24 protein-coding genes are annotated in these 20,581 nt (G+C 61.5%); 18 read left to right on the forward strand and 6 right to left on the reverse strand.

Annotation, left to right across the window (positions count from 1 at the left end):
- Window positions 1-329: 329 nt before the first annotated feature.
- Complete coding sequence (rhtA, locus tag KKQ10_RS18600; RefSeq protein ID WP_127648696.1) at window positions 330-1,217, forward strand: threonine/homoserine exporter RhtA; 888 nt, start codon at window positions 330-332, stop codon at window positions 1,215-1,217.
- 168 nt (window positions 1,218-1,385) lie between these two features.
- Window positions 1,386-1,667: a hypothetical protein gene (locus KKQ10_RS18605; RefSeq protein WP_102353948.1), complete on the forward strand. Its 282-nt coding sequence runs from the start codon at window positions 1,386-1,388 to the stop codon at window positions 1,665-1,667.
- 1 nt (window position 1,668) lies between these two features.
- On the opposite strand, the gene KKQ10_RS18610 is transcribed toward KKQ10_RS18605, so the two are convergent.
- Window positions 1,669-2,247, reverse strand: a complete 579-nt coding sequence (locus KKQ10_RS18610) for a TetR/AcrR family transcriptional regulator (protein ID WP_215501935.1) — start codon at window positions 2,245-2,247, stop codon at window positions 1,669-1,671.
- A 92-nt stretch (window positions 2,248-2,339) separates the two neighbouring features.
- Between KKQ10_RS18610 and KKQ10_RS18615 the strand changes: the two genes are divergently transcribed.
- Together KKQ10_RS18615 and KKQ10_RS18620 are read left to right on the forward strand one after the other, a co-directional pair.
- Window positions 2,340-3,068 (forward strand): SDR family oxidoreductase, encoded by a 729-nt coding sequence (locus KKQ10_RS18615; protein WP_215501936.1) that lies wholly within the window; start codon window positions 2,340-2,342, stop codon window positions 3,066-3,068.
- 40 nt (window positions 3,069-3,108) lie between these two features.
- Entirely contained in the window at window positions 3,109-3,705 is a 597-nt protein-coding gene (locus KKQ10_RS18620; protein ID WP_215501937.1) for a 2-hydroxychromene-2-carboxylate isomerase, read from the forward strand.
- Between the two features lie 48 nt (window positions 3,706-3,753).
- On the opposite strand, the gene KKQ10_RS18625 is transcribed toward KKQ10_RS18620, so the two are convergent.
- The 4 genes from KKQ10_RS18625 to KKQ10_RS18640 all read right to left on the reverse strand — a co-directional run bounded on the left by KKQ10_RS18625 (window position 3,754) and on the right by KKQ10_RS18640 (window position 7,965).
- The gene (locus KKQ10_RS18625; protein WP_215501938.1) at window positions 3,754-5,562 is read right to left on the reverse strand and encodes an aminopeptidase P family protein; all 1,809 of its coding nucleotides are present in this window, start codon (window positions 5,560-5,562) and stop codon (window positions 3,754-3,756) included.
- A gap of 56 nt (window positions 5,563-5,618) precedes the next feature.
- Window positions 5,619-6,785 carry an aminotransferase class V-fold PLP-dependent enzyme gene (locus KKQ10_RS18630; RefSeq protein WP_215501939.1) on the reverse strand — a complete coding sequence of 389 codons (1,167 nt, stop codon included), beginning with the start codon at window positions 6,783-6,785 and terminating at the stop codon, window positions 5,619-5,621.
- 205 nt (window positions 6,786-6,990) lie between these two features.
- Window positions 6,991-7,605 (reverse strand): LysE family translocator, encoded by a 615-nt coding sequence (locus tag KKQ10_RS18635; RefSeq protein WP_215501940.1) that lies wholly within the window; start codon window positions 7,603-7,605, stop codon window positions 6,991-6,993.
- A gap of 102 nt (window positions 7,606-7,707) precedes the next feature.
- Entirely contained in the window at window positions 7,708-7,965 is a 258-nt protein-coding gene (locus tag KKQ10_RS18640; RefSeq protein ID WP_215501941.1) for a hypothetical protein, read from the reverse strand.
- A gap of 393 nt (window positions 7,966-8,358) precedes the next feature.
- Between KKQ10_RS18640 and msuE the strand changes: the two genes are divergently transcribed.
- From msuE to KKQ10_RS18660, 4 genes are all read left to right on the forward strand, one after another.
- On the forward strand, window positions 8,359-8,922 hold the full coding sequence (gene msuE / locus KKQ10_RS18645; protein WP_127648704.1) for an FMN reductase: 564 nt from the start codon (window positions 8,359-8,361) through the stop codon (window positions 8,920-8,922).
- A 10-nt stretch (window positions 8,923-8,932) separates the two neighbouring features.
- Window positions 8,933-10,078, forward strand: a complete 1,146-nt coding sequence (ssuD, locus tag KKQ10_RS18650; RefSeq protein ID WP_127648705.1) for an FMNH2-dependent alkanesulfonate monooxygenase — start codon at window positions 8,933-8,935, stop codon at window positions 10,076-10,078.
- 131 nt (window positions 10,079-10,209) lie between these two features.
- On the forward strand, window positions 10,210-11,397 hold the full coding sequence (locus KKQ10_RS18655) for an acyl-CoA dehydrogenase family protein (RefSeq protein WP_215501942.1): 1,188 nt from the start codon (window positions 10,210-10,212) through the stop codon (window positions 11,395-11,397).
- Window positions 11,398-11,421: 24 nt separating this feature from the next.
- Window positions 11,422-12,525 (forward strand): sigma-54 interaction domain-containing protein, encoded by a 1,104-nt coding sequence (locus KKQ10_RS18660; protein ID WP_215501943.1) that lies wholly within the window; start codon window positions 11,422-11,424, stop codon window positions 12,523-12,525.
- Here KKQ10_RS18660 and KKQ10_RS18665 read toward each other — a convergent pair.
- Window positions 12,522-12,887 carry an antibiotic biosynthesis monooxygenase gene (locus KKQ10_RS18665; RefSeq protein ID WP_127648708.1) on the reverse strand — a complete coding sequence of 122 codons (366 nt, stop codon included), beginning with the start codon at window positions 12,885-12,887 and terminating at the stop codon, window positions 12,522-12,524. The two genes, KKQ10_RS18660 and KKQ10_RS18665, sit on opposite strands and share 4 nt — an antisense overlap.
- 94 nt (window positions 12,888-12,981) lie before the next feature.
- On the opposite strand from KKQ10_RS18665, the gene soxR reads away from it, so the two are divergent.
- From soxR to KKQ10_RS18715, 10 genes are all read left to right on the forward strand, one after another.
- Window positions 12,982-13,431: a redox-sensitive transcriptional activator SoxR gene (soxR, locus tag KKQ10_RS18670; protein WP_215501944.1), complete on the forward strand. Its 450-nt coding sequence runs from the start codon at window positions 12,982-12,984 to the stop codon at window positions 13,429-13,431.
- Window positions 13,432-13,538: 107 nt separating this feature from the next.
- On the forward strand, window positions 13,539-13,997 hold the full coding sequence (locus KKQ10_RS18675; protein WP_127648710.1) for a VOC family protein: 459 nt from the start codon (window positions 13,539-13,541) through the stop codon (window positions 13,995-13,997).
- A 280-nt stretch (window positions 13,998-14,277) separates the two neighbouring features.
- Window positions 14,278-15,468, forward strand: coding sequence for a PepSY-associated TM helix domain-containing protein (locus tag KKQ10_RS18680; protein ID WP_127648711.1), 1,191 nt, complete (start codon window positions 14,278-14,280; stop codon window positions 15,466-15,468).
- Window positions 15,465-16,007 (forward strand): PA2404 family protein, encoded by a 543-nt coding sequence (locus tag KKQ10_RS18685; protein WP_127648712.1) that lies wholly within the window; start codon window positions 15,465-15,467, stop codon window positions 16,005-16,007. Before KKQ10_RS18680 ends, KKQ10_RS18685 begins: the two co-directional genes overlap by 4 nt.
- Complete coding sequence (locus KKQ10_RS18690; protein WP_215501945.1) at window positions 16,004-16,345, forward strand: hypothetical protein; 342 nt, start codon at window positions 16,004-16,006, stop codon at window positions 16,343-16,345. The genes KKQ10_RS18685 and KKQ10_RS18690 overlap by 4 nt, the downstream gene beginning before the upstream one ends.
- Entirely contained in the window at window positions 16,342-16,917 is a 576-nt protein-coding gene (locus KKQ10_RS18695; RefSeq protein WP_215501946.1) for a DUF6162 family protein, read from the forward strand. The genes KKQ10_RS18690 and KKQ10_RS18695 overlap by 4 nt, the downstream gene beginning before the upstream one ends.
- A 35-nt stretch (window positions 16,918-16,952) precedes the next feature.
- Window positions 16,953-17,882 (forward strand): metal ABC transporter substrate-binding protein, encoded by a 930-nt coding sequence (locus KKQ10_RS18700; protein ID WP_127648715.1) that lies wholly within the window; start codon window positions 16,953-16,955, stop codon window positions 17,880-17,882.
- The gene (locus tag KKQ10_RS18705) at window positions 17,879-18,727 is read left to right on the forward strand and encodes a metal ABC transporter ATP-binding protein (protein WP_252191668.1); all 849 of its coding nucleotides are present in this window, start codon (window positions 17,879-17,881) and stop codon (window positions 18,725-18,727) included. The genes KKQ10_RS18700 and KKQ10_RS18705 overlap by 4 nt, the downstream gene beginning before the upstream one ends.
- Entirely contained in the window at window positions 18,727-19,626 is a 900-nt protein-coding gene (locus KKQ10_RS18710; RefSeq protein ID WP_127648717.1) for a metal ABC transporter permease, read from the forward strand. The genes KKQ10_RS18705 and KKQ10_RS18710 overlap by 1 nt, the downstream gene beginning before the upstream one ends.
- Window positions 19,627-20,541, forward strand: coding sequence for a metal ABC transporter substrate-binding protein (locus KKQ10_RS18715; protein WP_215501947.1), 915 nt, complete (start codon window positions 19,627-19,629; stop codon window positions 20,539-20,541).
- The last annotated feature ends 40 nt before the right edge of the window (window positions 20,542-20,581 follow it).

A 20,581-nucleotide genomic window follows, 5' to 3' on the forward strand; every position in this document is an offset into this window, starting at 1 on the left:
TTTTTCACCGCTTTCGACCGAGAAGATCGAACCGTTAAAAGCGCCAGAAAAACCGGCATTTTCAACGCCTTCCAGGCCTCGATGAACTGAAGCAAGTCACTGTCGAAAATCGTATAACTCATTGAATTTCAAGGAGTTTTCCGTTTCGACTGCGCCGGAAGTGGGGCGAATTATAGACCTCCAGAATCTGCCGTCAACCGTTAATTTCAGTTTTCTATCGAGACAGCGAAAAAGCCTGCTTATATATAGACGCAACGACAGCGAATGCGCAGTATATTGCCCAATATCAAAAACAATACCCTGCTCTTACCTTTGGATGATGCCTCGCAATGACTGACCAACCTCGTTCTCTGGCCTCAATGCTGTTCCCGGTTGGCCTGTTATTAATAGCCATGGCATCCATCCAGTCCGGCGCGTCTCTGGCCAAGAGCATGTTCCCGGTGGTTGGCGCTCAAGGGACGACCACCCTGCGCCTGATCTTCGCCAGCGTGATCATGCTGCTGTTATTACGCCCATGGCGAGCCAGACTGACAGCCCAGTCTCTGCGGACGGTGATCGTTTACGGAATGGCGCTGGGCGGGATGAACTTCCTCTTCTATATGTCATTGCGCACCGTACCGCTCGGTATCGCCGTCGCACTCGAATTTACCGGTCCGCTGGCCGTCGCCATTTATGCCTCCCGTCGCGCCATCGACTTTCTCTGGATTGCCCTGGCTGCGGTCGGACTACTGCTGTTGATCCCCACGGGGGCGACGACTGCCGGAATTGATCTGGTCGGGGCTGGTTATGCCTTGGGGGCTGGCGTCTGCTGGGCACTGTATATTCTGTTCGGCCAGAAGGCCGGTGCTGACAACGGCGTCACCACCGCAGCGTTGGGTGTGATGATTGCCGCACTGTTTGTTGCGCCAATCGGCATCGTGCATGCCGGCGCTGCGCTGCTGACGCCCTCACTGATCCCGGTCGCCATTGGCGTCGCCGTGCTGTCGACCGCGCTGCCCTACACGCTGGAGATGGTCGCCCTGACCCGCATGCCCGCGCGCACTTTTGGCACTTTGATGAGCATTGAACCTGCCTTCGGCGCGTTGTCAGGGCTGCTGTTTCTGCAGGAATACCTCTCGTTGTCACAATGGATGGCAATCCTGTGCATTATTCTGGCCTCCGTCGGGGCAACCATGACCATGGGCAGTACCGCCAAACCCGCCGTTGCGGCAGATTGAAACAGGATTTGACGAAGGTCTGGCAATTGGCGCTTATTTAGGCCATGTTTAGGCCCCTTAACTCAGTGCCAGATATGGATTTTTCGGACAGGGACATCGAAACGCTTAAAGCGCAAGCGAATACAGGCAGACCCGAGCGCCAGACTCGTGGCTACCATAAGGACGGTAATGAAACGAATTTTAATACTGATCGCTGTGTTGGCAGTAACGGGGTGCGCAGCGACTTCCGAGACCCAAGTGAAGCACGGTAGAAAAGGGCTGCACATCAACTGTTCCGGTCTATCGTCCTCTTGGGACAAGTGCTACACCAGCGCCGCCAATGCTTGTGCCCCGAAAGGCTACAAGGTCATCGCCAAATCGGGGGACGCCGTGGAAGAGCCAGGCGACTACCCGTTCGGTCTCAATCCGGCTGGTTATACCAGTCGAAGCATGATCGTCATCTGCAAATGAATCATTCTGGCTGCTCGTCCCGTCGAGCAGCCAGTTGACGTCCGATCTCTTCATGACTGGACTTCAATACCGTCTGCTGGATCTCCGGCGTCACCAGCATCCGCGCAACCACCAATGCTCCGACACATTGCGACAGAATCGCCCACGCCAGGCTGTCGCTCTCCAGAACCTGCGCCCAACTGGCTTGCAGCCGACAAATCCACAGCTCTGCCTGCTCGCGAACCTGATCATCTGAACGGGCAATCTCCGCCCCCAGTGTCGGCAAGGCACAACCCGATTCAGGCTGCTCTACGTGGGCCATGCTCAGGTATTGCTTGAGACAGCGCTCCAGGCGCTCGCGGTCCTGCTCTCCCCTCCCTCCCAATCGTTCCAGGCTCTGGCACAGTTCACGCTCGACGATTGCCGTGAACAGCGCGTCTTTCGACGAGAAGTGGCTATAAAACGCCGCTCCGCTCAGACCGATGGCCTTCATCAAACCATCGACTCCAACGGTCGAAAATCCAGCGCGCTTCGCCGACAGCGCACTGCTGTTCAGCAGTTTTTCCCGGGTTTCCAGCTTGTGACCGGCGGAATACCGCATGCGCTTACCCTCTTGATCGACCGCCTTGACGTTGCCCGGATCCTAGCATAACGTTCGTTCACTTAACGATCGTTTACTAAAGGGATCCACCCATGAATAACAAGAAGGTCGTGTTAGTGGTTGGTGCTGGCGATGCCACCGGTGGCGCGATTGCCAAGCGCTTTGCCAGAGAAGGTTTTGTCGCGTGTGTTACACGACGCAGTGCCGACAAATTGCAGCCGCTGGTCGAGGCGATTCTGGCCGAGGGTGGAGAAGCACACGGTTTTGCCTGCGATGCGCGCAAGGAAGAAGATGTCATTGCGTTGATTGAAGAGATCGAAACCCGCCTTGGTCCGATTGAGGCGTTTGTCTTCAACATTGGCGCCAACGTGCCTTGCAGTATTCTCGAAGAAACCGCACGCAAGTATTTCAAGATCTGGGAGATGGCCTGTTTCTCCGGCTTCCTCAATGCCCGCGAAGTGGCCAAGCGTATGGTTACCCGCAAACGCGGCACTATTCTGTTCACCGGCGCGACTGCCGGGTTGCGCGGCGCTGCCGGGTTTGCCGCGTTTGCCGGCGCCAAACACGGTATCCGCGCACTGGCACAAAGCATGGCGCGCGAGCTGGGGCCGATGAACATCCACGTCGCCCACGTGGTGGTCGATGGCGCCATCGATACCGATTTCATCCGTAACAGTTTTCCGGAGAAGTACGCGACCAAGGATCAGGACGGTATTCTCGATCCCGAACACATTGCCGAAAACTACTGGTATCTACACAGTCAGCCACGGGATGCCTGGACATTCGAGCTGGACCTGCGTCCATGGAACGAACGCTGGTAAGCCACGCCTTCTCCATAACAATAAATAGAGAGCAGCGAACATGACGAAAACCGTGGAGTTCTATTTTGACCTCGGCAGCCCTGCCACTTATCTGGCCTACACCCAATTACCGAAAATCTGTGCCAAAACCCATAGCGAGCTGATCTACATTCCAATGCTACTGGGCGGCGTGTTCAAGGCGACCGGCAATGCCTCTCCGGCGATGATTCCGGCCAAGGGCCGCTACATGTTCCAGGATCTGGATCGCTACGCCGGACGCTATGGCGTGCCACTGAAGTTCAATCCGCACTTCCCGATCAACACGCTGATGCTGATGCGCGCCGTCACCGGCATACAACTGCGGCAGCCGGAACGCTTTCAGGCGTTTATCGGTTGTCTGTTCAAGGCACTGTGGGTGGAGGGACGCGCTCTCGATGAGCCGGCGACTGTCGCAGCGGTATTGAGCGACAACGGCTTCGATCCCAATGAAGTCCTGGCCCTGACCAATGACGAAACGGTCAAGGCAGCCCTCAAGGACAACACCGAGACAGCCGTTAAACGCGGCGTGTTTGGTGCGCCGAGCATGTTTATCGGCACTCAGCTGTTCTTCGGCCAGGACCGCCTCGACTTCGTCGAAGAAACCCTGCGTCAGGCTTGAACCCAGAATAGAACCCGGGCGCTGCCAACAGCGCCCGGGTTTCAGCCATCAGATGGCCGCTGTCCGCGTGTTCAACCACGCCAGCGCAGCCCCCTCAAGCAATGGACTCAGACGCTCGCGCACTTCGGCGTGATAGGCGTTGAACCACTGTTTCTCTTCCTGCGTCAGCAGGGACGGTTCCAGGCAGCGCGTGTCGATCGGGCACAGGGTCAAGGTTTCAAACTTGAGGAACTCGCCAAACTCGCTGCTTCCTGCGTCGCGATTCATCGCCAGGTTCTCGATCCGCACACCCCAACGCCCCGGACGGTAAGTGCCCGGCTCGATCGACGTGATCATCCCCGGCAGCATCGCCGTTTGCGGTGCCGCTGCGGCCTGATAGGCGATCACCTGCGGGCCTTCGTGAACGTTGAGGAAATAACCGACCCCGTGACCGGTGCCGTGGCCGTAATCCACGCTTTCAGCCCAGATCGGCGCACGCGCGATGGCATCCAGCAGCGGCGACAGAATGCCTTTCGGGAAGTGTGCCCGCGACAGTGCGATCACGCCTTTGAGCACGCGCGTGCAGTCACGTTTCTGCTCGTCTGTCGGCGTGCCGACCGGGACCATTCGCGTGATGTCGGTCGTACCGCCCAGGTACTGGCCGCCCGAGTCGATCAGCAGCAAGCCGTCGCCCTCGATCACCGCGTGTTCTTCTTCGGTGGCGTGATAGTGCGGCATCGCACCGTTGGCGTTGAACGCGGCAATCGTGTTGAAGCTCAGCGACACATAATCCGGACGGCGCTCGCGGGCCGCGGTGAGTTTCTCGTCGATGGTCAGTTCGGTGATGCGCTCGCGACCCCAGGCCGATTCCAGCCAGGCGAAGAATTCGCACAACGCCGCGCCATCCTGTTCCATGGCTTTGCGGATGTGCTTGGCGTCGGCCTCGCTCTTCTGCGATTTGGCGAGGGTGGTCGGGTTCAGGCCTTCGACCAGTTTTACCCCACTGTCCAGGTTATCCAGCAAACCGCTGGTCACCCGCGCCGGATCCACCAGCAGCCTCGCGCCGTTTGGCACCGCGCGCAAGGCATCGGCCACTTCGCGGTAATCGCGCAGGGTCACGCCGTCCTGCTCCAGCACGGCACGCAGCTCGGCATCGACCTTGCTCAACGCCACAAACAGTGTCGCTTGCTGTTGATTGATCAACGCGAAAGACACAAACACCGGGTTGAACGAGACATCGCCGCCACGCAGGTTGAACAGCCAGGCGATGTCGTCGAGAGTAGCGATGAAGTGCCAATCGGCGCCGCGCGCCTGCAAGGTCTCACGCAGTTTGGCGAGTTTTTCGCCGCGACTGACCGTCGCCTGCGGCGGCAGATGCTGATAGATCGGCGCGTTCGGCAGGCTCGGGCGATCGGCCCAGACTTCATTCAACAGATCGATGTCGGTGCGCAGACGCGCGCCACGGGCTTCAAGCTTGCTGCTCAACGTACGCGCCGAGGCCACGGCCATCACCGCGCCATCGACCGCCACCACGCCACCTTCCGGAGTCTGCTCGGCCAGCCAGTCCAGCGGGCTCGGTTGCCCCGGTTGCAGCTTGACCAGTTCAATGCCGCTGCCCTTGAGTTCCTTGGTCGCCTGTTCCCAGTAACGACTGTCGGCCCAGACCCCGGCGAAATCAGCAGTGACAATCAGAGTGCCAACCGAGCCGTGGAATCCCGACAGCCATTGCCGCCCTTGCCAGTAGCCGGGCAGGTATTCCGACAGATGCGGGTCGGCCGATGGCACCAGCAACGCATGAATGCCTTCGCGGCGCATCAGTTCACGGGTGCGCGCCAGGCGCTGGGGAACCGTTCCTTCGGTCAAAGTCTGGGTACTCATCATGTCTCCTGCCAATCACTTCATCATTATTGTGCGTAGCCGTGGAAATCGGCTGGTTAAAGCCCTGTCGCCCAGAAGGCCGGGGCACTGGCGCAGGCGCCTTTGATCAGTTCTGCCGCCTGATCGATATCATCGGCGGTGGTGAAGCGGCCGAGGCTCAGGCGAATGGTGCGACCGGCCAGCCGTGCGTCATGCCCCAGTGCCAATAGCACATGGGACGGTGCGTTGTTCGCCGAATTGCAGGCCGAGGTCGCGGAAAACGCGATCGAATGGTTCAAGGCTGCACCGTTGAACTCACCTTCACTGAACGTCAGGCTCAAGGTGTGCGGGATGCGCTGGCTGGCGCTGCCGTTGAGGCGCACGCCGGGCAGAGTCAGCAACTGTTCAAGCAAGCGTTCGCGCAGTGCCACGATGGTCTTTTTCTCCTCATCGAACGCCGCAGCGGCCAGGGCGAATGCCGCGCCCATGCCTGCGATCTGATGGGTCGCCAGGGTCCCGGAGCGCAAACCGCCTTCGTGTCCTCCGCCGTGAATCTGCGCCTGCAAACGCTGTTGCGCCCGCGGTCCGACATACAGCGCACCGATGCCTTTGGGGCCGTAGAGTTTGTGCGCCGAAAACGACATCAGATCCACCGGCCACGGCTGCAGATCAATCGCCACTTTGCCGGCGCCCTGCGCCGCATCGACATGGAACAACGCCCCACGGCCACGCACGACTTCACCGATGGCCGGGATGTCGTTAAGCGTGCCGAGTTCGTTGTTGACCAGCATCAGCGACACCAGAAAAGTGTCGTCGCGCATCGCTTCGCTGACGGCCTGCGGGGTGATCAGGCCCTCGGCGTCCGGCACCAGATAGGTCACCGCAACGCCGGCGTCCTGCAATTGCCGGGCGGTATCAAGGATGGCTTTGTGTTCGATCTGGCTGGTAATGATGTGGCCGCCAGCAACGCCGCGCGCCTGGGCCACGCCTTTGAGGGCGAGGTTGTTGGATTCGGTGGCCCCGGAGGTCCAGACGATCTGTCCGGGCTCGGCCCCGACCAGTTCGGCGACTTGACGACGGGCCTGCTCGACCGTTTGCCGGGCTTGCTGGCCGAAGGCGTGGGAGCTGGAAGCCGGATTGCCGAAGTTGGCGTGAAACCCCAGACAGTCGATCATCACCTGGATGACCCGCTCGTCCACCGGGGTGGTGGCGGCGTAATCAAAATACAACGGACGTTTATTCATAAAGGACTCGCAGAGCGTGTTCCGGGATCAGGAGGCTCGTGTCTGCAAACGGCACAGCGCAGCCTTGTGAGCTGCGCGTCGGTTCGAGAGCGTCATCAATACCTGATCGGATGCCGTTAAAGAAGGACAACTTCATTTAAAAGTGCGTAGGAACGCTCCTGAAGCCGAGCTTAACAGGCATCGGGCCGGCGGTTGAAGCAATGCGTCAGTGAAAGCTTTCGAGAAGTAACGGGTACAGCGAAATCACCAACAGCGCGGCCATGCCCCAATTGAATACGCGCAACCAGCGCGGGTCCTTCAGCACGTTGCGCAACAACGTGCCGCATGCCGCCCAGACACCGACGCTGGGCAGGTTAATGACGGCGAACACCGCCGCGATCACCACAACGTTGGTGAAATAACCCTGCATCGGCGTATAGGTACTGATCGCGCCGATGGCCATGATCCAGGCCTTGGGATTGACCCACTGAAACGCGGCGGCACCCAGATAACTGATCGGTTTGGCCTCGCCTTCCGCGCCGTCGCCCACCGGTCCCGAATGGGCGATCTTCCACGCCAGGTACAACAGATACGCGGCGCCGACATAACGCAGCACCGTGTAGAGAAGCGGATAAGTCTGGAACACCGCGCCCAGGCCAAAACCCACCGCGACCACCAATACGAAGAAACCGCAGGTGATGCCGAGCATATGGGGAATGGTGCGGTTGAAGCCGAAGTTCACGCCCGACGCCAGCAACATGGTGTTATTCGGCCCCGGTGTAATCGAGGTGACAAGGGCAAACAGGGTAAAGCCCAACAGCAGATCAAGCGAGAGGGTCATGGAGGACAATCCGTCGGGGGTCATTCAGGTGTTGACCCTATCGCACGGCAGCCCGCAAACCCACGGACAGTTGGGTAAAACTTCCAGCAGTACAGTTTGCTATCAGCTTGGACGACCGTGCAGCTGTATCGCACGCCCGGCGCTCATTTCAGCTTTCTTGTCGAATGACGATTCGCCGAGCAGCGCGGCTTTTTTCGCGTGGTATTCGTCGAAGGACAAGCCACTGCGATTCAGCGCTTCCATCGCCAGTTCGCGGGTTTCTTCGGCGGTGTACGGCCGTTGTTCGGGGGAAACGTGGGTAGCGCAACCAGCGAGTACGGAGACAGCGAGCAGCAGCGAAACAGTCAGTAAACGATTCATGGGGAGCGTCCTGGCGAGCGGTGTTAGTTGATGAACAAAGGCTACGCCCGCGCCGGCCCGGGCAAAAATCAACGCTCTCAATAGTGGCTATCAGAATTTCAGCTTTATCGCCCCTCATATCTCTTAAAGATCTATAAATATCGATTAACGTTCTTTTACGGAATAACAGACAGCCGCTATAAATCCTTCCACCCGGCGAACAACTGTTGCTCCTGCAACTGTTGTCCAGACAACAGCAGATCAACAAACCCGCCTGATATCTGCACAACGCACTCGCGCCGGAACGCTCAATCCCGCGTAAACCGGGGCTTTCAGGAATTGGTACAGCGCTTGCTCAAGCCTTGGGACTTACTCACTGCTCGCTGAGCAACTGTTGATAAAAAGGAACTCATCATGTCGCGTCCCCTGAAAGTCGTTGCCCTGTCCGGCGGCACCTGGCGTCCGTCCCGCACCCTGGTGCTGACCCAAGCCTTGCTGGCCGAACTGGCCGGGCACCTGTCGATCGACAGTCACCTGATCGAACTCGGTGACATCGCCCGCCCACTGGGCGCCGCGCTGTCGCGTCAGGAACTGAACGCTGAGGTCGAAGCCGAACTGCAAGCCATTGAACAAGCCGATCTGCTGATCGTCGCCGCGCCGGTGTATCGCGGTTCCTACCCGGGGCTGCTCAAGCACCTGTTCGACCTGATCGACCTCAATGCGCTGATCGACACCCCGGTGTTGCTGGCCGCCACCGGCGGCAGCGAGCGTCATGCGCTGGTGCTCGATCACCAGTTACGTCCGCTGTTCAGTTTCTTCCAGGCCGTGACCCTGCCGATCGGGGTGTACGCCACCGAAGCCGATTTCGCCGACTACCAGATCACCAGCGAGCCGCTGAAAGCGCGCATCCGCCTGGCCGCCGAACGCGCCGCGCCGCTGTTCGGCACGCAAATCAAACCGCTGCTGAAAATCGCCTGAGGAGCTGTTCATGGATGTTTTCTGGTTCCTGCCGACCCACGGCGACGGCCATTACCTGGGCACCACGCAAGGCGCGCGCCCGGTCACCCTGAATTATCTGAAACAAGTGGCGCAGGCCGCCGACAGCCTCGGCTATCACGGCGTATTGATTCCCACCGGGCGCTCCTGCGAAGACTCGTGGGTGATTGCTTCGGCGCTGGTTCCATTGACCGAGCGCCTGCGTTATCTGGTGGCGATCCGCCCAGGGATCATCTCGCCAACGGTGTCGGCGCGCATGGCCGCGACCCTCGATCGACTGTCCAACGGCCGCTTGCTGATCAACGTGGTGACCGGCGGCGACCCCGACGAAAACCGGGGTGACGGCAGCTTCCTCAGCCACAGCGAACGTTACGAAGTCACCGACGAATTCCTCAGGATCTGGCGCCGGGTGTTGCAAGGCGAGTCTGTGGATTTCGACGGCAAACACCTGAAAGTGCAGAACGCCAAAGCCTTGTATCCGCCGGTGCAAAAACCGTATCCGCCGCTGTACTTCGGCGGTTCGTCCGACGCCGCCCATGACCTCGCCGCCGAGCAAGTGGACGTGTACCTGACCTGGGGCGAACCACCCGCCGCCGTCGCCGAGAAACTCGCCGATGTGCGCGAACGCGCCGCACGGCATGGGCGCAAGGTGAAGTTCGGTATTCGCCTGCACGTGATCGTCCGCGAGACCGCCGAAGAAGCCTGGAAAGCCGCGGACAAACTGATCGAGCACATCAGCGACGAGACTATCGAGGCGGCGCAGAAATCCTTCTCGCGCTTCGACTCCGAAGGCCAGCGGCGCATGGCGGCGTTGCACGATGGCCGTCGCGACAACCTGGAAATCGCTCCCAACCTGTGGGCCGGCGTCGGCCTGGTCCGTGGCGGCGCCGGGACTGCGCTGGTGGGCGATCCGCAGCAAGTGGCGGCGCGCATCAAGGAGTACGCCGACCTCGGCATCGAGAGCTTCATTTTTTCCGGTTATCCGCATCTTGAAGAAGCTTACCGCTTTGCCGAACTGGTGTTTCCGCTGCTGCCGGAACCGTACGCCAGCCTGGCCGGACGCGGTGTGACCAACCTCACCGGGCCGTTTGGCGAAATGATTGCCAACGATGTGTTGCCCGGCCAAGCCAAGGCCTGAAAACGCCCACTGTAGGAGTGAGCCTGCTCGCGAAAGCGGTGTGTCTGCGACGGTGATGTCGACTGTACTGACCTCATCGCGAGCAGGCTCACTCCTACAGAGAATCGCGTCGAATTGATGAGGAACACCGCGTGACCGCCAAACCACAAAGCACCCTGCTCTCCCCCCTGCAGACCGCCCGCCAACTGGCCGCCGGATTCGCCCTGACCGCCGTCGAACGCGACGAGCGCGGCGGCACGCCGAAGGCCGAGCGCGATGCCCTGCGCGACAGCGGCCTGCTGGCCCTGAGCATTCCCACGCGCTACGGCGGCCTCGGCGCACGCTGGAGCGAAACCCTGCAGATCGTGCGCGAGTTCGCCAAGGTCGACAGTTCCATCGCCCACGTATTCGGCTTTCATCACCTGATGCTCGCCACCGTGCGCCTGTTCGCGCGCCCGGAACAATGGCAGCCGTGGTTCGAACAAACCGCGCGGCAGAACTGGTTCTGGGGCAACGCGCTCAACCCGCTCGACACCCGCACGGTGGTCAAGGACTGCGGTGGCTGGCGCGAATTCTCCGGCAAGAAAAGCTTCTGCTCCGGCGCCAGCGATTCGCAGATGCTGATCGCCTCGGCAGCGGACGAAAGCGCTGGCGGCAAATTGCTGATCGCGGCGATCCCCAGCGCGCGCAGCGGCATCACCCTGCACGATGACTGGAACAACATCGGCCAGCGCCAGACCGACAGCGGTAGTGCCACGTTCGAACGGGTGCGTGTCGAAGAATCCGAGCTGCTGCTCGATCCCGGCCCGTTGAGCACGCCGTTCGCCTGCCTGCGTCCGCTGATCGCGCAATTGACCTTCACCCACCTGTTTCTCGGCATCGCTGAAGGCGCTTTTGCAGAGGCCCGGCAATACACGTTGAGTGAAACCCGGCTCTGGCACAAATCCGCGGCCCGCGATGTGCGTGAGGACCCGTACGTGCTCGCCCATTACGGCGAGTTCTGGGTTGCGCTGGAGGGCATTCGGCGGCTGGTCGAACGTGCCGCCGCGCTGCTCGACGACGCCTGGGCCAAAGGCCCGAACCTGAGTGCCGAGGAACGCGGACATCTGGCCACGGCGATTGCCACGGCCAAGGTCGCCGCCAGTCGTCAGGGGCTGGAGATTTGCAGTCGCTTATTCGAAGTCACCGGCGCGCGCTCGACCCACGCCTCGCTGCGCCTCGATCGGCACTGGCGCAACCTGCGCACGCAAACCCTGCACGACCCGCTCGATTACAAACTCCATGAGCTGGGCGACTGGGCGCTGAATCAGGCGCTGCCGATGCCGACGTTCTATTCCTGATCTTGCCTTTAATGGAGCGAGTCCATGCAACTGCTGACCCTTCCACCCTCACCCGCCCTGGCGACCTCGATCCGCGCCACCGCGCAGGTCTTCGAAGACCCAAAGTCCCAGGCCCTGCTCGCGCATCTGCAGCAGGTCGCGCCGAGCGAAGCCAGCGTGCTGATCATCGGCGAGACCGGCACCGGCAAGGAGCTGGTGGCGCGGCACATCCACAACCTGAGCCACCGCCGCCACCGGCCGTTTGTCGCGGTCAACTGCGGCGCCTTTTCCGAATCGCTGGTGGAGGCCGAGCTGTTCGGCCATGAAAAAGGGGCTTTCACCGGTGCCCTCAGCGCCAAGGCCGGCTGGTTCGAAGAGGCGGACGGCGGCACCTTGTTCCTCGACGAAATCGGTGATTTGCCGATGGCGATTCAGGTCAAGTTGCTGCGGGTGTTGCAGGAGCGCGAGGTGGTGCGCCTGGGCTCGCGCAAGAGCATCCCCATCGATGTGCGAGTGCTGGCCGCGACCAATGTGCAACTGGAGAAAGCCATCAATGCCGGGAATTTCCGCGAAGACCTGTTCTATCGCCTCAACGTGGTCAATCTGGAACTCAGCCCGTTGCGCGAGCGGCCCGGCGACATCCTGCCGCTGACCCGGCATTTCATCGAGGCCTACAGTCAGCGCCTGGGCTACGGGCGGGTCAGCATCAGTCCCGGTGCCGAGCACAAGCTGCGCAGCTACAGTTGGCCAGGGAACATCCGCGAACTGGAAAACGTCATCCATCACACCCTGCTGATCTGCCGCAACGGCGTGATCGAGCGCGATGATTTACGTCTGTCGAACCTGCGCATCGAGCGTCCGGACGATCAGCAGTCGAGCGCCGACGATTCACCGGAAGCACTGCTTGAGCGGGCCTTTCAAAAACTGTTCGAACAACAGGCCGGCGCACTCCACGAAAAGGTCGAAGACGCCCTGCTGCGCGCCGCGTATCGCTTCTGCCATTACAACCAGGTGCACACCGCCGCGCTGCTTGGTCTGAGCCGCAATGTCACCCGCACGCGGCTGATCAAGATCGGCGAACTGGCAGTGAACAAGCGGCGACTCACGGAGAACCTGCGAGGCGAACGCCTGATCCAGTTGTCGATCTAGCCCACCAGACGGCAGTGCAGCGCATCGTCATGACTGCGGGCGATGCTGCTCAACACCTGGAATGAATTGAAAGTCACGGTTTTCGCCTGATGGGCGCGGATCAGTTGCCAGAAGTCCTGCTCGCCGCTTTCAAACCGGCTGAACGCCGCCTCCCCTGCCTCACGGGTCTGCCATTGCAGCAGGCTCAGCACCCGCCGACCGTCGTCGCTGACCTGGACGCTGGCGCTGACGAAGCCTGCGTAGCGTTGCGCCAGATGCTCGGTCTGCTGCGACAGTGCGGTCACCAGCGCCGGTTGCTGACGCGGTTCGATCTCGAATTCGATCAATTGGGTAAAGCTGCGATTTTTCGCTGACGTTTGCATGACAAGTCCCCATTCACCGTAAGACGAGTCTTGCGACTCGTAGGCCTGCAGGGTAAAACCTCTAGTTAAGTCAAGGTCAAGAGTCATTTTGCCAATGATCACCAAAGAAACCCTGCACAAGCAGCTCACCGTCGGCGAAGTCGCCGCGCGCAGCGGTGTGGCGGTCACCGCCCTGCACTTTTACGAATCCAAGGGCCTGATCAAGAGCCAGCGCAATGCTGGCAATCAGCGCCGCTATCCCCGCGAAGTGTTGCGCCGGGTGGCGCTGATCAAGGTCGCGCAACGGCTGGGCATTCCGCTGGCGGAAATCGGCGAGGCGTTGAAGAGGCTTCCGGACGACCGCGCACCGACCGCAGCGGACTGGAAAGTCCTGTCCGAGCAATGGCGCCGCGAGCTGGATGAGCGGATCAGCCAATTGACCCAGCTGCGTGATCGGCTCACCGGTTGCATCGGTTGCGGTTGCCTGTCGATGGAGGCCTGCCCGCTGCGCAATCAGGGCGATGTGCTCGGTGAACAGGGGCCGGGGGCGCATTTTCCGGGCTGACTGCTCGTCGGGCAAAAATCCTGGCCGCGCAGACAGTTCTATAGTGAATCTTCCACAAATCCGGTGGAGCCATACAACCTCACAAAACAAAGAACAGGGAGAACGTCATGAGCGTCAAACCCATTCCCGAGGGGTATCACAGCATTACCCCGTACCTCGGCATCCTCAAGGCCGCCGAAGCCATCGATTTCTATAAAAAAGCCTTCGGCGCCACGGTGGTCATGCGCCTGGACATGCCGGACGGCCGCATCGGCCACGCCGAACTGCGCATTGGCGACAGCGCGATCATGCTGGGTACGCCTTGCGAACAAGGGCCGTTGAGCGGCCCGGAAAAAGCCGTGTCGGTCGGCTTGCATCTGTATGTCACCGATGTCGACAAGTCCTTCCAACGGGCGCTGGATGCCGGGGCGGAGACAGTGTCAGAGGTCAAGGATCAGTTTTATGGTGATCGCAGCGGGACGCTGAAGGATCCGTATGGGCACCTGTGGTTTCTCGCCACGCGCAAGGAAGATCTGACCGAAGAGCAGATCAAGCAGCGGGCGCACGAGATGTTTCAGCAGGGTTGAGTTGTTCATCGTTTTTACCAGCCCCTTCGCGAGCAGGCTCCCACACTTGAAATGCGTTCCAACTGTGGGAGCAAGCTCGCTCCCACAGGTTGAATAGCGGTGTTCGGGGAACTGCGAAACATTTACTTTCATATAAGCCATCGGGATTTACCCGGCTCATCCGTCCTATAGAGATGCAGGCCGTTCGCGTAGGCAAAAGCCACGACCGCGCCTTTCGGGGACACCCGCGCTGCGAAGCCCGTAGCCGCGTGCCCTTTCATCGAAATCAAGACGCGTAAACATGTCGAAGAAATCCCGCTCCAAACTGTGGTTCCTGGTGCACAGCTGGCTCGCGCTGCCAATCTGGTTTTTTGTCCTGATCGTCTGTGTCACCGGCACGCTGGCGGTGGTCAGCCAGGAAATCGTCTGGCTGGCCAACCCGCAGATGCGCGCCAGCCAACCGACGGACGACGCGCCGCTGCTCAGTTACGATCAAGTGCTGGCCGCGATCAAGAAAGCCGAACCGCAACTCTTGGTCGAAAGCATCAGCCGCCCCGACGAGGCGCATTTCGCCCTCGACGTCGAAGTCAGCTACCCCGACGGCCGTGCGCAGACGGTGTACGTCAACCCGTACACCGGCGTGATCCAGGGCCCGGCGCCAGACTTCAACTTCAAGGCATTCACCCGCGCCCTGCACGGCTGGTGGCTGGTGCCGTTCACCAACGGTTACAGCTGGGGCTGGTATCTGGTGTCGTTTCTCGGCCTGCCGATGCTCGCCTCGCTGGTCACCGGGCTGGTGGTCTACAAGCGCTTCTGGAAAGGTTTCTTCAAGCCTACGCTGCGTTTTCGCCACGGCGCACGGATCTTCTGGGGCGACTTCCATCGACTGAGCGGCATCTGGTCGATCTGGTTCATCGCGGTGATCTCGATCACCGGCACCTGGTTTCTGATTCAAGCGTTTCTGTTCGATAACCAGGTGTCCATCACCACCGAACCGATTATCCCGGCGATGGCCCGCGAAGACGTGCCGATGTCGGCCGATGCCGGGCCACCGCCACGGATCAGCCTGGATCGCGCGGTGCAGATCGCCGAACAGAACATCCCCGGGCTGGACGTCAGTTTCATCAGCCTGCCGGGCAACGCCTACAGCCACCTGAGCGTCGGCGGTCGTGGCTGGTATCCGCTGATGTTCCAGACCGCCACGCTCAATCCGTACAACGGCGAGATGGCCGCCTCGCGGCTGATCTCCGACCGCTCCTCGCTGGAGTTCGTCACCGAGTCGATGCGCCCGTTGCACACCGGTGATTTCGGCGGTCTGTGGATCAAACTGATCTGGTTCTTCTTCGGCCTGCTGCTGAGCATGATGGTGCTCAGCGGTCTGTTGATCTGGACCAAACGCACCGCACTGGCCACCGCCAACGCACTCAAGCGCGAGCACAAGAAGGCCCGCAGCACCAACACCCGCCGTGAACCAGCGGAGGTCAGCCTGTGAGCCCGTCCAACCGCACTGCCCAACCGTCTGCACTGCGCCGTTTCTGGCACACATGGCGCTTTCATTTGAACGCCTTGCTGCTGCTGATTCCGTTGGGTTTCATGCCCAAGTATTTCGCCGACGCCGCGCTGTTTCGCGGCGACGTCGGCCTCGGCGAGCATGAGATCGGCGACATCCAGGTCGGCCCCTGGAGCCTGCGCCTGGCCGAACTGCGCAACGAAGCGCCGCACCTCGACGGCCCTGCCGGTTATATGAAGGACTTCAACGCCGCTTTGTGCGACGCCTGCGTCGAACAGGTCAAGGCCACCTACCTGCGCATCGGCAAACCCCGCAGCCTGCGTGCCGCCGGGGTGATTTTCTTCGGCACGCCATACCGCATGGGCGCGCAGCTGCCAGTGGCCGAAAAGACCCAGGCCGACGCCGAACTGTGGATCACCATGGAAGGCTGGGACGGCAGCCTGCACCAGGCCTCGATTCCGCTGAGCCAGGCCTCACCCGCCACCATTGCCTGGCTGAACAAACAAGGAGCCAAACCATGAACTGCGTTCAACGACCTTCCCGCCTGCGGTTGCGCGCCGCGTTGCTGATGCTGTGCACAGGTTTCAGCGCCGGGGCCCTGGCCCACAACCCGATGTGTGAATGCAAGGCCGTCGATGCCGAGCAGATCAAATGTACGGGTGGCTTTTCCGATGGCAGCGGTGCTCCGGGGGTGACCCTGGACGTGATCGGCTACGACGAAACCATTCTGGTGCCGGGCAAGCTCGACGCCGATTCGACCCTGACCTTCAAGAAGCCGGCGGCCGAGTTTTATGTGCTGTTCGACGCCGGCCCCGGTCACGTCGTGGAAATCGACCAAGCGGACATCGAGGCCCCATGAGCACGCCCACCACGCACATCGTGCGTCCGGCCGGTGCCGGCCACGAAACCCTCAATGTCTTGCTGCTGTGTCTGCTGATCCTTGCCGTCGCCGGTTCGGTGGTGGCCTGGCGCGGGGTGGCCCACGAACCAGAGCCGGTCGCCAGTCATCAGCTCGATGCGCGGCGCGACCTCCGCGCCGCCGAGCAAGGCATCTATGCCGACCTGCGAGTGACCCTCGACGAAATCCGCCTGTTGCGTGAAGAGCAGCAAACCCTGCCGACTCCGCAAGGCCTGGCCGACGAAGGTTTCGCCCCGTTCGCCCAGGATGCCAGCTCGGTCAGCCGTGGTGCTCATCTCTGGCAGTTGCTGGCCGGCACCGCCTATTTCGGTCACAGCCAATCGCCCGCCGTCGCCGGTTCGTTCGTGATGCGGCTGAGCGCCGATGCCAATGCCGCGCCGGACATCTGGCTCAACCGCGCCGCCGATCTGCAGACGCCCGTCGAACTGACCGACGCCGCGCTTTCGGCCGCTGGCTGGAAACAGATCGTCGCGCAATTCGATGCCGGCGTGACCCGCGAGCATCGCCACTGAACCTTCGCCTTCACCCCAGAGAAGACCGCTTGCCCATGTCTATTTCATCGCCTCGCCGTCCCTTCCTGCGCTTGCTGCTGTTGAGTCTGTGCGCCTGCCTGCTGAGCCCGCTGGCCAGCGCCGATCCGGGCAAACGCCTGCGCATCGGCATCACCCTGCACCCGTATTACAGCTATGTGGCGAACATCGTCGGCGACAAGGCCGAGGTGGTGCCGCTGATTCCCGCCGGTTTCAACCCGCACGCCTACGAGCCACGGGCCGAGGACATCAAACGCATCAGCGGGCTGGACGTGATCGTGCTCAACGGGGTTGGCCATGACGACTTCGCCGACCGCATGATCGCCGCCAGCGAAACGCCGAACATCAAGACCATCGAAGCCAACGAGAACGTGCCGCTGCTGGCCGCTACCGGTACCGCCGCGCGCGGCGCCGGCAAAGTGGTCAACCCGCACACCTTCCTGTCGATCAGCGCCTCGATTGCCCAGGTCAACAACATCGCCCGCGAGCTGGGCAAGCTCGACCCGGACAACGCCAAGACCTACACCCAGAACGCCCGCGCCTACGGCAAACGCCTGCGGCAGATGCGCGCCGACGCCTTGGCGAAACTGACCCAGGCCCCCAACGCCGAGCTGCGAGTGGCCACGGTGCACGCGGCTTACGACTATCTGCTGCGCGAATTCGGCCTGGAAGTCACCGCGGTGGTCGAGCCGGCCCACGGCATCGAACCCAGCCCCAGCCAGCTGAAAAAGACCATCGACCAACTGCGCGAACTCGACGTGAAGGTGATCTTCTCCGAGATGGACTTCCCGTCCACCTACGTCGAAACCATTCAGCGCGAGTCGGGCGTGAAGCTGTACCCGCTGTCGCACATTTCCTACGGCGAATACACCGCCGACAAGTACGAAAAGGAAATGACCGGCAACCTCGACACCGTGGTGCGAGCGATTCAGGAGTCCGGGGCATGACGGTAAAAGAATCTCTCTCTGATACCCCCCGATCCCCTGTGGGAGCGAGCTTGCTCGCGAAGGCGTCGGGTCAGTCGATACCACTGCTGAATGATTCACCGCATTCGCGAGCAAGCTCGCTCCCACATGGGGTAAGCGGGCCGACGCTGGAATTTGCCCAGATCAGCCTGACCCTGGGACGCACCACAATTCTCGACAACGTCACCTTCCAGGTCCACCCCGGCCACGTGCACGCGCTGGTCGGCCCCAACGGCGGCGGCAAGAGTTCGCTGATCAAGACCTTGCTCGGGCAGATGCCCCATCAGGGCCAGTTGAGCCTGCACTGGCCCGGAGCGCCCGGCACCATCGGTTATGTGCCGCAGGCGCTGGAGTTCGATCGCGGCCTGCCGATGACCGTCGACGATTTCATGGCCGCCATGTGCCAGCGCCGTCCGGCGTTTCTTGGCCTGAGCAAGCGCCACGCCAAGGCCATCGGCGAAGCGCTGGAGCGGGTCGGCATGCAGGACAAACGCAAGCGGCGCATGGGCGCGCTGTCCGGCGGTGAGCGGCAGCGCGTGCTGCTCGCTCAAGGCCTGATTCCGCCTCCGCAACTGCTGGTGCTGGATGAGCCAATGTCGGCACTCGATGAAGCCGGGATCCAGGTGTTCGAACGCCTGCTTGAAGACTGGCGCGCCGCCGGCATCACCGTGCTGTGGATCGAACACGATCTGGAAGCGGTCAAGCGCATGGCCGATCGCGTCACCGGCCTCAACCGCCGCGTGCTGTTCGATGCCACGCCGCAACAGGCGCTGACCCCGGAACGTCTGCTGACACTGTTTTCGACCCATCCACGGAGCGCTGCCTGATGAGTTACGAAGCCTTTCGTTTGATGGTCCAGGGCTGGGCCGCTTCCGGTTATCTACCCGAAGCGCTGGCCTACGGTTTTGTGGTCAATGCGCTGCTCGCCGGCCTGTTGATCGGCCCGGTGCTCGGTGGGCTCGGCACGCTGGTGGTGGTCAAGCGCTTCGCGTTTTTCTCCGAAGCGGTCGGTCACGCGGCGCTGACCGGCGTGGCCATCGGCATTCTGCTCGGCGAGCCCTACACCGGGCCGTACGGCAGCCTGTTCGGCTACTGCCTGCTGTTCGGCATTCTGCTCAACTACTTGCGTAACCGCACCGGTCTGGCGCCGGACACGCTGATCGGCGTGTTCCTCTCGGTGTCGCTGGCGCTGGGGGCGAGCCTGCTGTTGATTCTGGCCGGCAAGATCAACGTGCACATTCTGGAGAACGTGCTGTTCGGTTCAGTACTGACCGTCAACGGCAACGACCTGCTGGTGCTGGCGATCGTCGGTTCGCTGGTCATGGCCCTGGCGTTGCCGCTGTACAACCGCATCATGCTCGCCAGCTTCAACCCGCAACTGGCGGCGGTGCGCGGCGTGGCGGTGAAGACCCTGGATTACCTGTTCGTGATTCTGGTGACGCTGATCACTGTCGCGGCGGTGAAGGTCATCGGCGCGATCCTGGTCGGTGCGCTGCTGGTGATTCCGGCCGCGGCGGCGCGCTTGCTCAGCCAGTCGCTCAAGGGCTTCTTCTGGTGCTCGGTGCTGATTGCCACCGTCAGCACCTTGTGCGGGATTCTCGCGCCGATTGTCTTCGATCTGCCGATTCCGTCCGGCGCCGCGATCATTCTGGTCGCCGGCATTGCCTTCGCCCTCGCCGCCATGGCGCGCGGGGTTGTTCCGAGTCTGAAAGGGAACCTTGGATAAATGCCCATCTCATTGCGCAAACTGCCGCTGACCATCGCCCTGTGCGGCGTGGTCTGCACCCCGCTGATCGCTGCCGAAAACGCCAAACCGTTGCGCGTACTGGCCTCGTTGCCGATCACCTACGGGCTGGGCGAGGTGCTGCTCAAAGGCACCGACGTCAGCCTGGAACGCGCGGCGCCGGCGAATCTGCCGGGCAGCCGTCAGACCGCGTATTTCACCGGTCGCGGTGCGCCGGCATTGGGCAAACTGGCGAGCGATGCCGACGCGGTGATCGGCGTACGCTCGCTGTGGGCCGATGATCCGCTGTACCCGATTGCACGGCGCAGCAACATCCGCATTGTCGAGGTCGACGCCGCGCGTCCGGTCGATGGCGCCCTGCCAGGGATTGCCGTGCAACCGGGGCTCAAGGTCGATGGCTTGAACAGTCAGCCGTGGCTGGCGAGCAATAACATGGGGCGCATGGCCGATGTGATCGCGGCGGATCTGGTACGCCTGGCCCCCACCGCCAAACCGAAGATCGAGGCCAATCTGGCAGCGCTGAAACAGCGTTTGCTCAAGCTCAGTGCCGACAGCGAAGCGCGTCTGGCCGAGGCCGACAACCTCAGTGTGATGAGTCTGAGCGATCACTTCGGTTACCTGATCGGCAGCCTGAATCTGGAGCTGATCGGCCAGGACCCGCGCCCGGATGCCGAATGGACGCCGCAAGACCTGAAGCAACTGACGGCGACGCTCAAGGACAACGACGTGGCGCTGGTGCTGCATCATCGTCAGCCGTCGGAGGCGGTGAAAGCGGCGATTGCCGAGTCGGGGAGTCATTTGCTGGTGTTGAGCACCGATACCGAAGATCCGGTGGCGGAGCTGGAGGGGAATGTGGATGTGCTGCTCAAGGGTCTGAGCGGCGGGCCTTCGGCCTAAGATCAAAAGATCGCAGCTCCGACATGGAATGCAAAACCTG

This window comes from Pseudomonas sp. MG-9, assembly GCF_018729515.1.
Lineage (GTDB): Bacteria > Pseudomonadota > Gammaproteobacteria > Pseudomonadales > Pseudomonadaceae > Aquipseudomonas > Aquipseudomonas serboccidentalis.

What these genes read in the sequence shown, in the direction of transcription:
- KKQ10_RS18625 (WP_215501938.1), bottom strand. Translation starts at nt 5,562, where the DNA reads ATGAGTACCCAGACTTTGACCGAAGGAACGGTTCCCCAGCGCCTGGCG.
- KKQ10_RS18705 (WP_252191668.1), top strand. Translation starts at nt 17,879, where the DNA reads ATGACGGTAAAAGAATCTCTCTCTGATACCCCCCGATCCCCTGTGGGA.
- KKQ10_RS18660 (WP_215501943.1), top strand. Translation starts at nt 11,422, where the DNA reads ATGCAACTGCTGACCCTTCCACCCTCACCCGCCCTGGCGACCTCGATC.
- rhtA (WP_127648696.1), top strand. Translation starts at nt 330, where the DNA reads ATGACTGACCAACCTCGTTCTCTGGCCTCAATGCTGTTCCCGGTTGGC.
- KKQ10_RS18715 (WP_215501947.1), top strand. Translation starts at nt 19,627, where the DNA reads ATGCCCATCTCATTGCGCAAACTGCCGCTGACCATCGCCCTGTGCGGC.
- KKQ10_RS18695 (WP_215501946.1), top strand. Translation starts at nt 16,342, where the DNA reads ATGAGCACGCCCACCACGCACATCGTGCGTCCGGCCGGTGCCGGCCAC.
- KKQ10_RS18605 (WP_102353948.1), top strand. Translation starts at nt 1,386, where the DNA reads ATGAAACGAATTTTAATACTGATCGCTGTGTTGGCAGTAACGGGGTGC.
- ssuD (WP_127648705.1), top strand. Translation starts at nt 8,933, where the DNA reads ATGGATGTTTTCTGGTTCCTGCCGACCCACGGCGACGGCCATTACCTG.
- KKQ10_RS18710 (WP_127648717.1), top strand. Translation starts at nt 18,727, where the DNA reads ATGAGTTACGAAGCCTTTCGTTTGATGGTCCAGGGCTGGGCCGCTTCC.
- KKQ10_RS18680 (WP_127648711.1), top strand. Translation starts at nt 14,278, where the DNA reads ATGTCGAAGAAATCCCGCTCCAAACTGTGGTTCCTGGTGCACAGCTGG.
- KKQ10_RS18615 (WP_215501936.1), top strand. Translation starts at nt 2,340, where the DNA reads ATGAATAACAAGAAGGTCGTGTTAGTGGTTGGTGCTGGCGATGCCACC.
- KKQ10_RS18635 (WP_215501940.1), bottom strand. Translation starts at nt 7,605, where the DNA reads ATGACCCTCTCGCTTGATCTGCTGTTGGGCTTTACCCTGTTTGCCCTT.
- soxR (WP_215501944.1), top strand. Translation starts at nt 12,982, where the DNA reads ATGATCACCAAAGAAACCCTGCACAAGCAGCTCACCGTCGGCGAAGTC.
- KKQ10_RS18630 (WP_215501939.1), bottom strand. Translation starts at nt 6,785, where the DNA reads ATGAATAAACGTCCGTTGTATTTTGATTACGCCGCCACCACCCCGGTG.
- KKQ10_RS18620 (WP_215501937.1), top strand. Translation starts at nt 3,109, where the DNA reads ATGACGAAAACCGTGGAGTTCTATTTTGACCTCGGCAGCCCTGCCACT.
- KKQ10_RS18640 (WP_215501941.1), bottom strand. Translation starts at nt 7,965, where the DNA reads ATGAATCGTTTACTGACTGTTTCGCTGCTGCTCGCTGTCTCCGTACTC.
- msuE (WP_127648704.1), top strand. Translation starts at nt 8,359, where the DNA reads ATGTCGCGTCCCCTGAAAGTCGTTGCCCTGTCCGGCGGCACCTGGCGT.
- KKQ10_RS18610 (WP_215501935.1), bottom strand. Translation starts at nt 2,247, where the DNA reads ATGCGGTATTCCGCCGGTCACAAGCTGGAAACCCGGGAAAAACTGCTG.
- KKQ10_RS18690 (WP_215501945.1), top strand. Translation starts at nt 16,004, where the DNA reads ATGAACTGCGTTCAACGACCTTCCCGCCTGCGGTTGCGCGCCGCGTTG.
- KKQ10_RS18675 (WP_127648710.1), top strand. Translation starts at nt 13,539, where the DNA reads ATGAGCGTCAAACCCATTCCCGAGGGGTATCACAGCATTACCCCGTAC.
- KKQ10_RS18665 (WP_127648708.1), bottom strand. Translation starts at nt 12,887, where the DNA reads ATGCAAACGTCAGCGAAAAATCGCAGCTTTACCCAATTGATCGAATTC.
- KKQ10_RS18700 (WP_127648715.1), top strand. Translation starts at nt 16,953, where the DNA reads ATGTCTATTTCATCGCCTCGCCGTCCCTTCCTGCGCTTGCTGCTGTTG.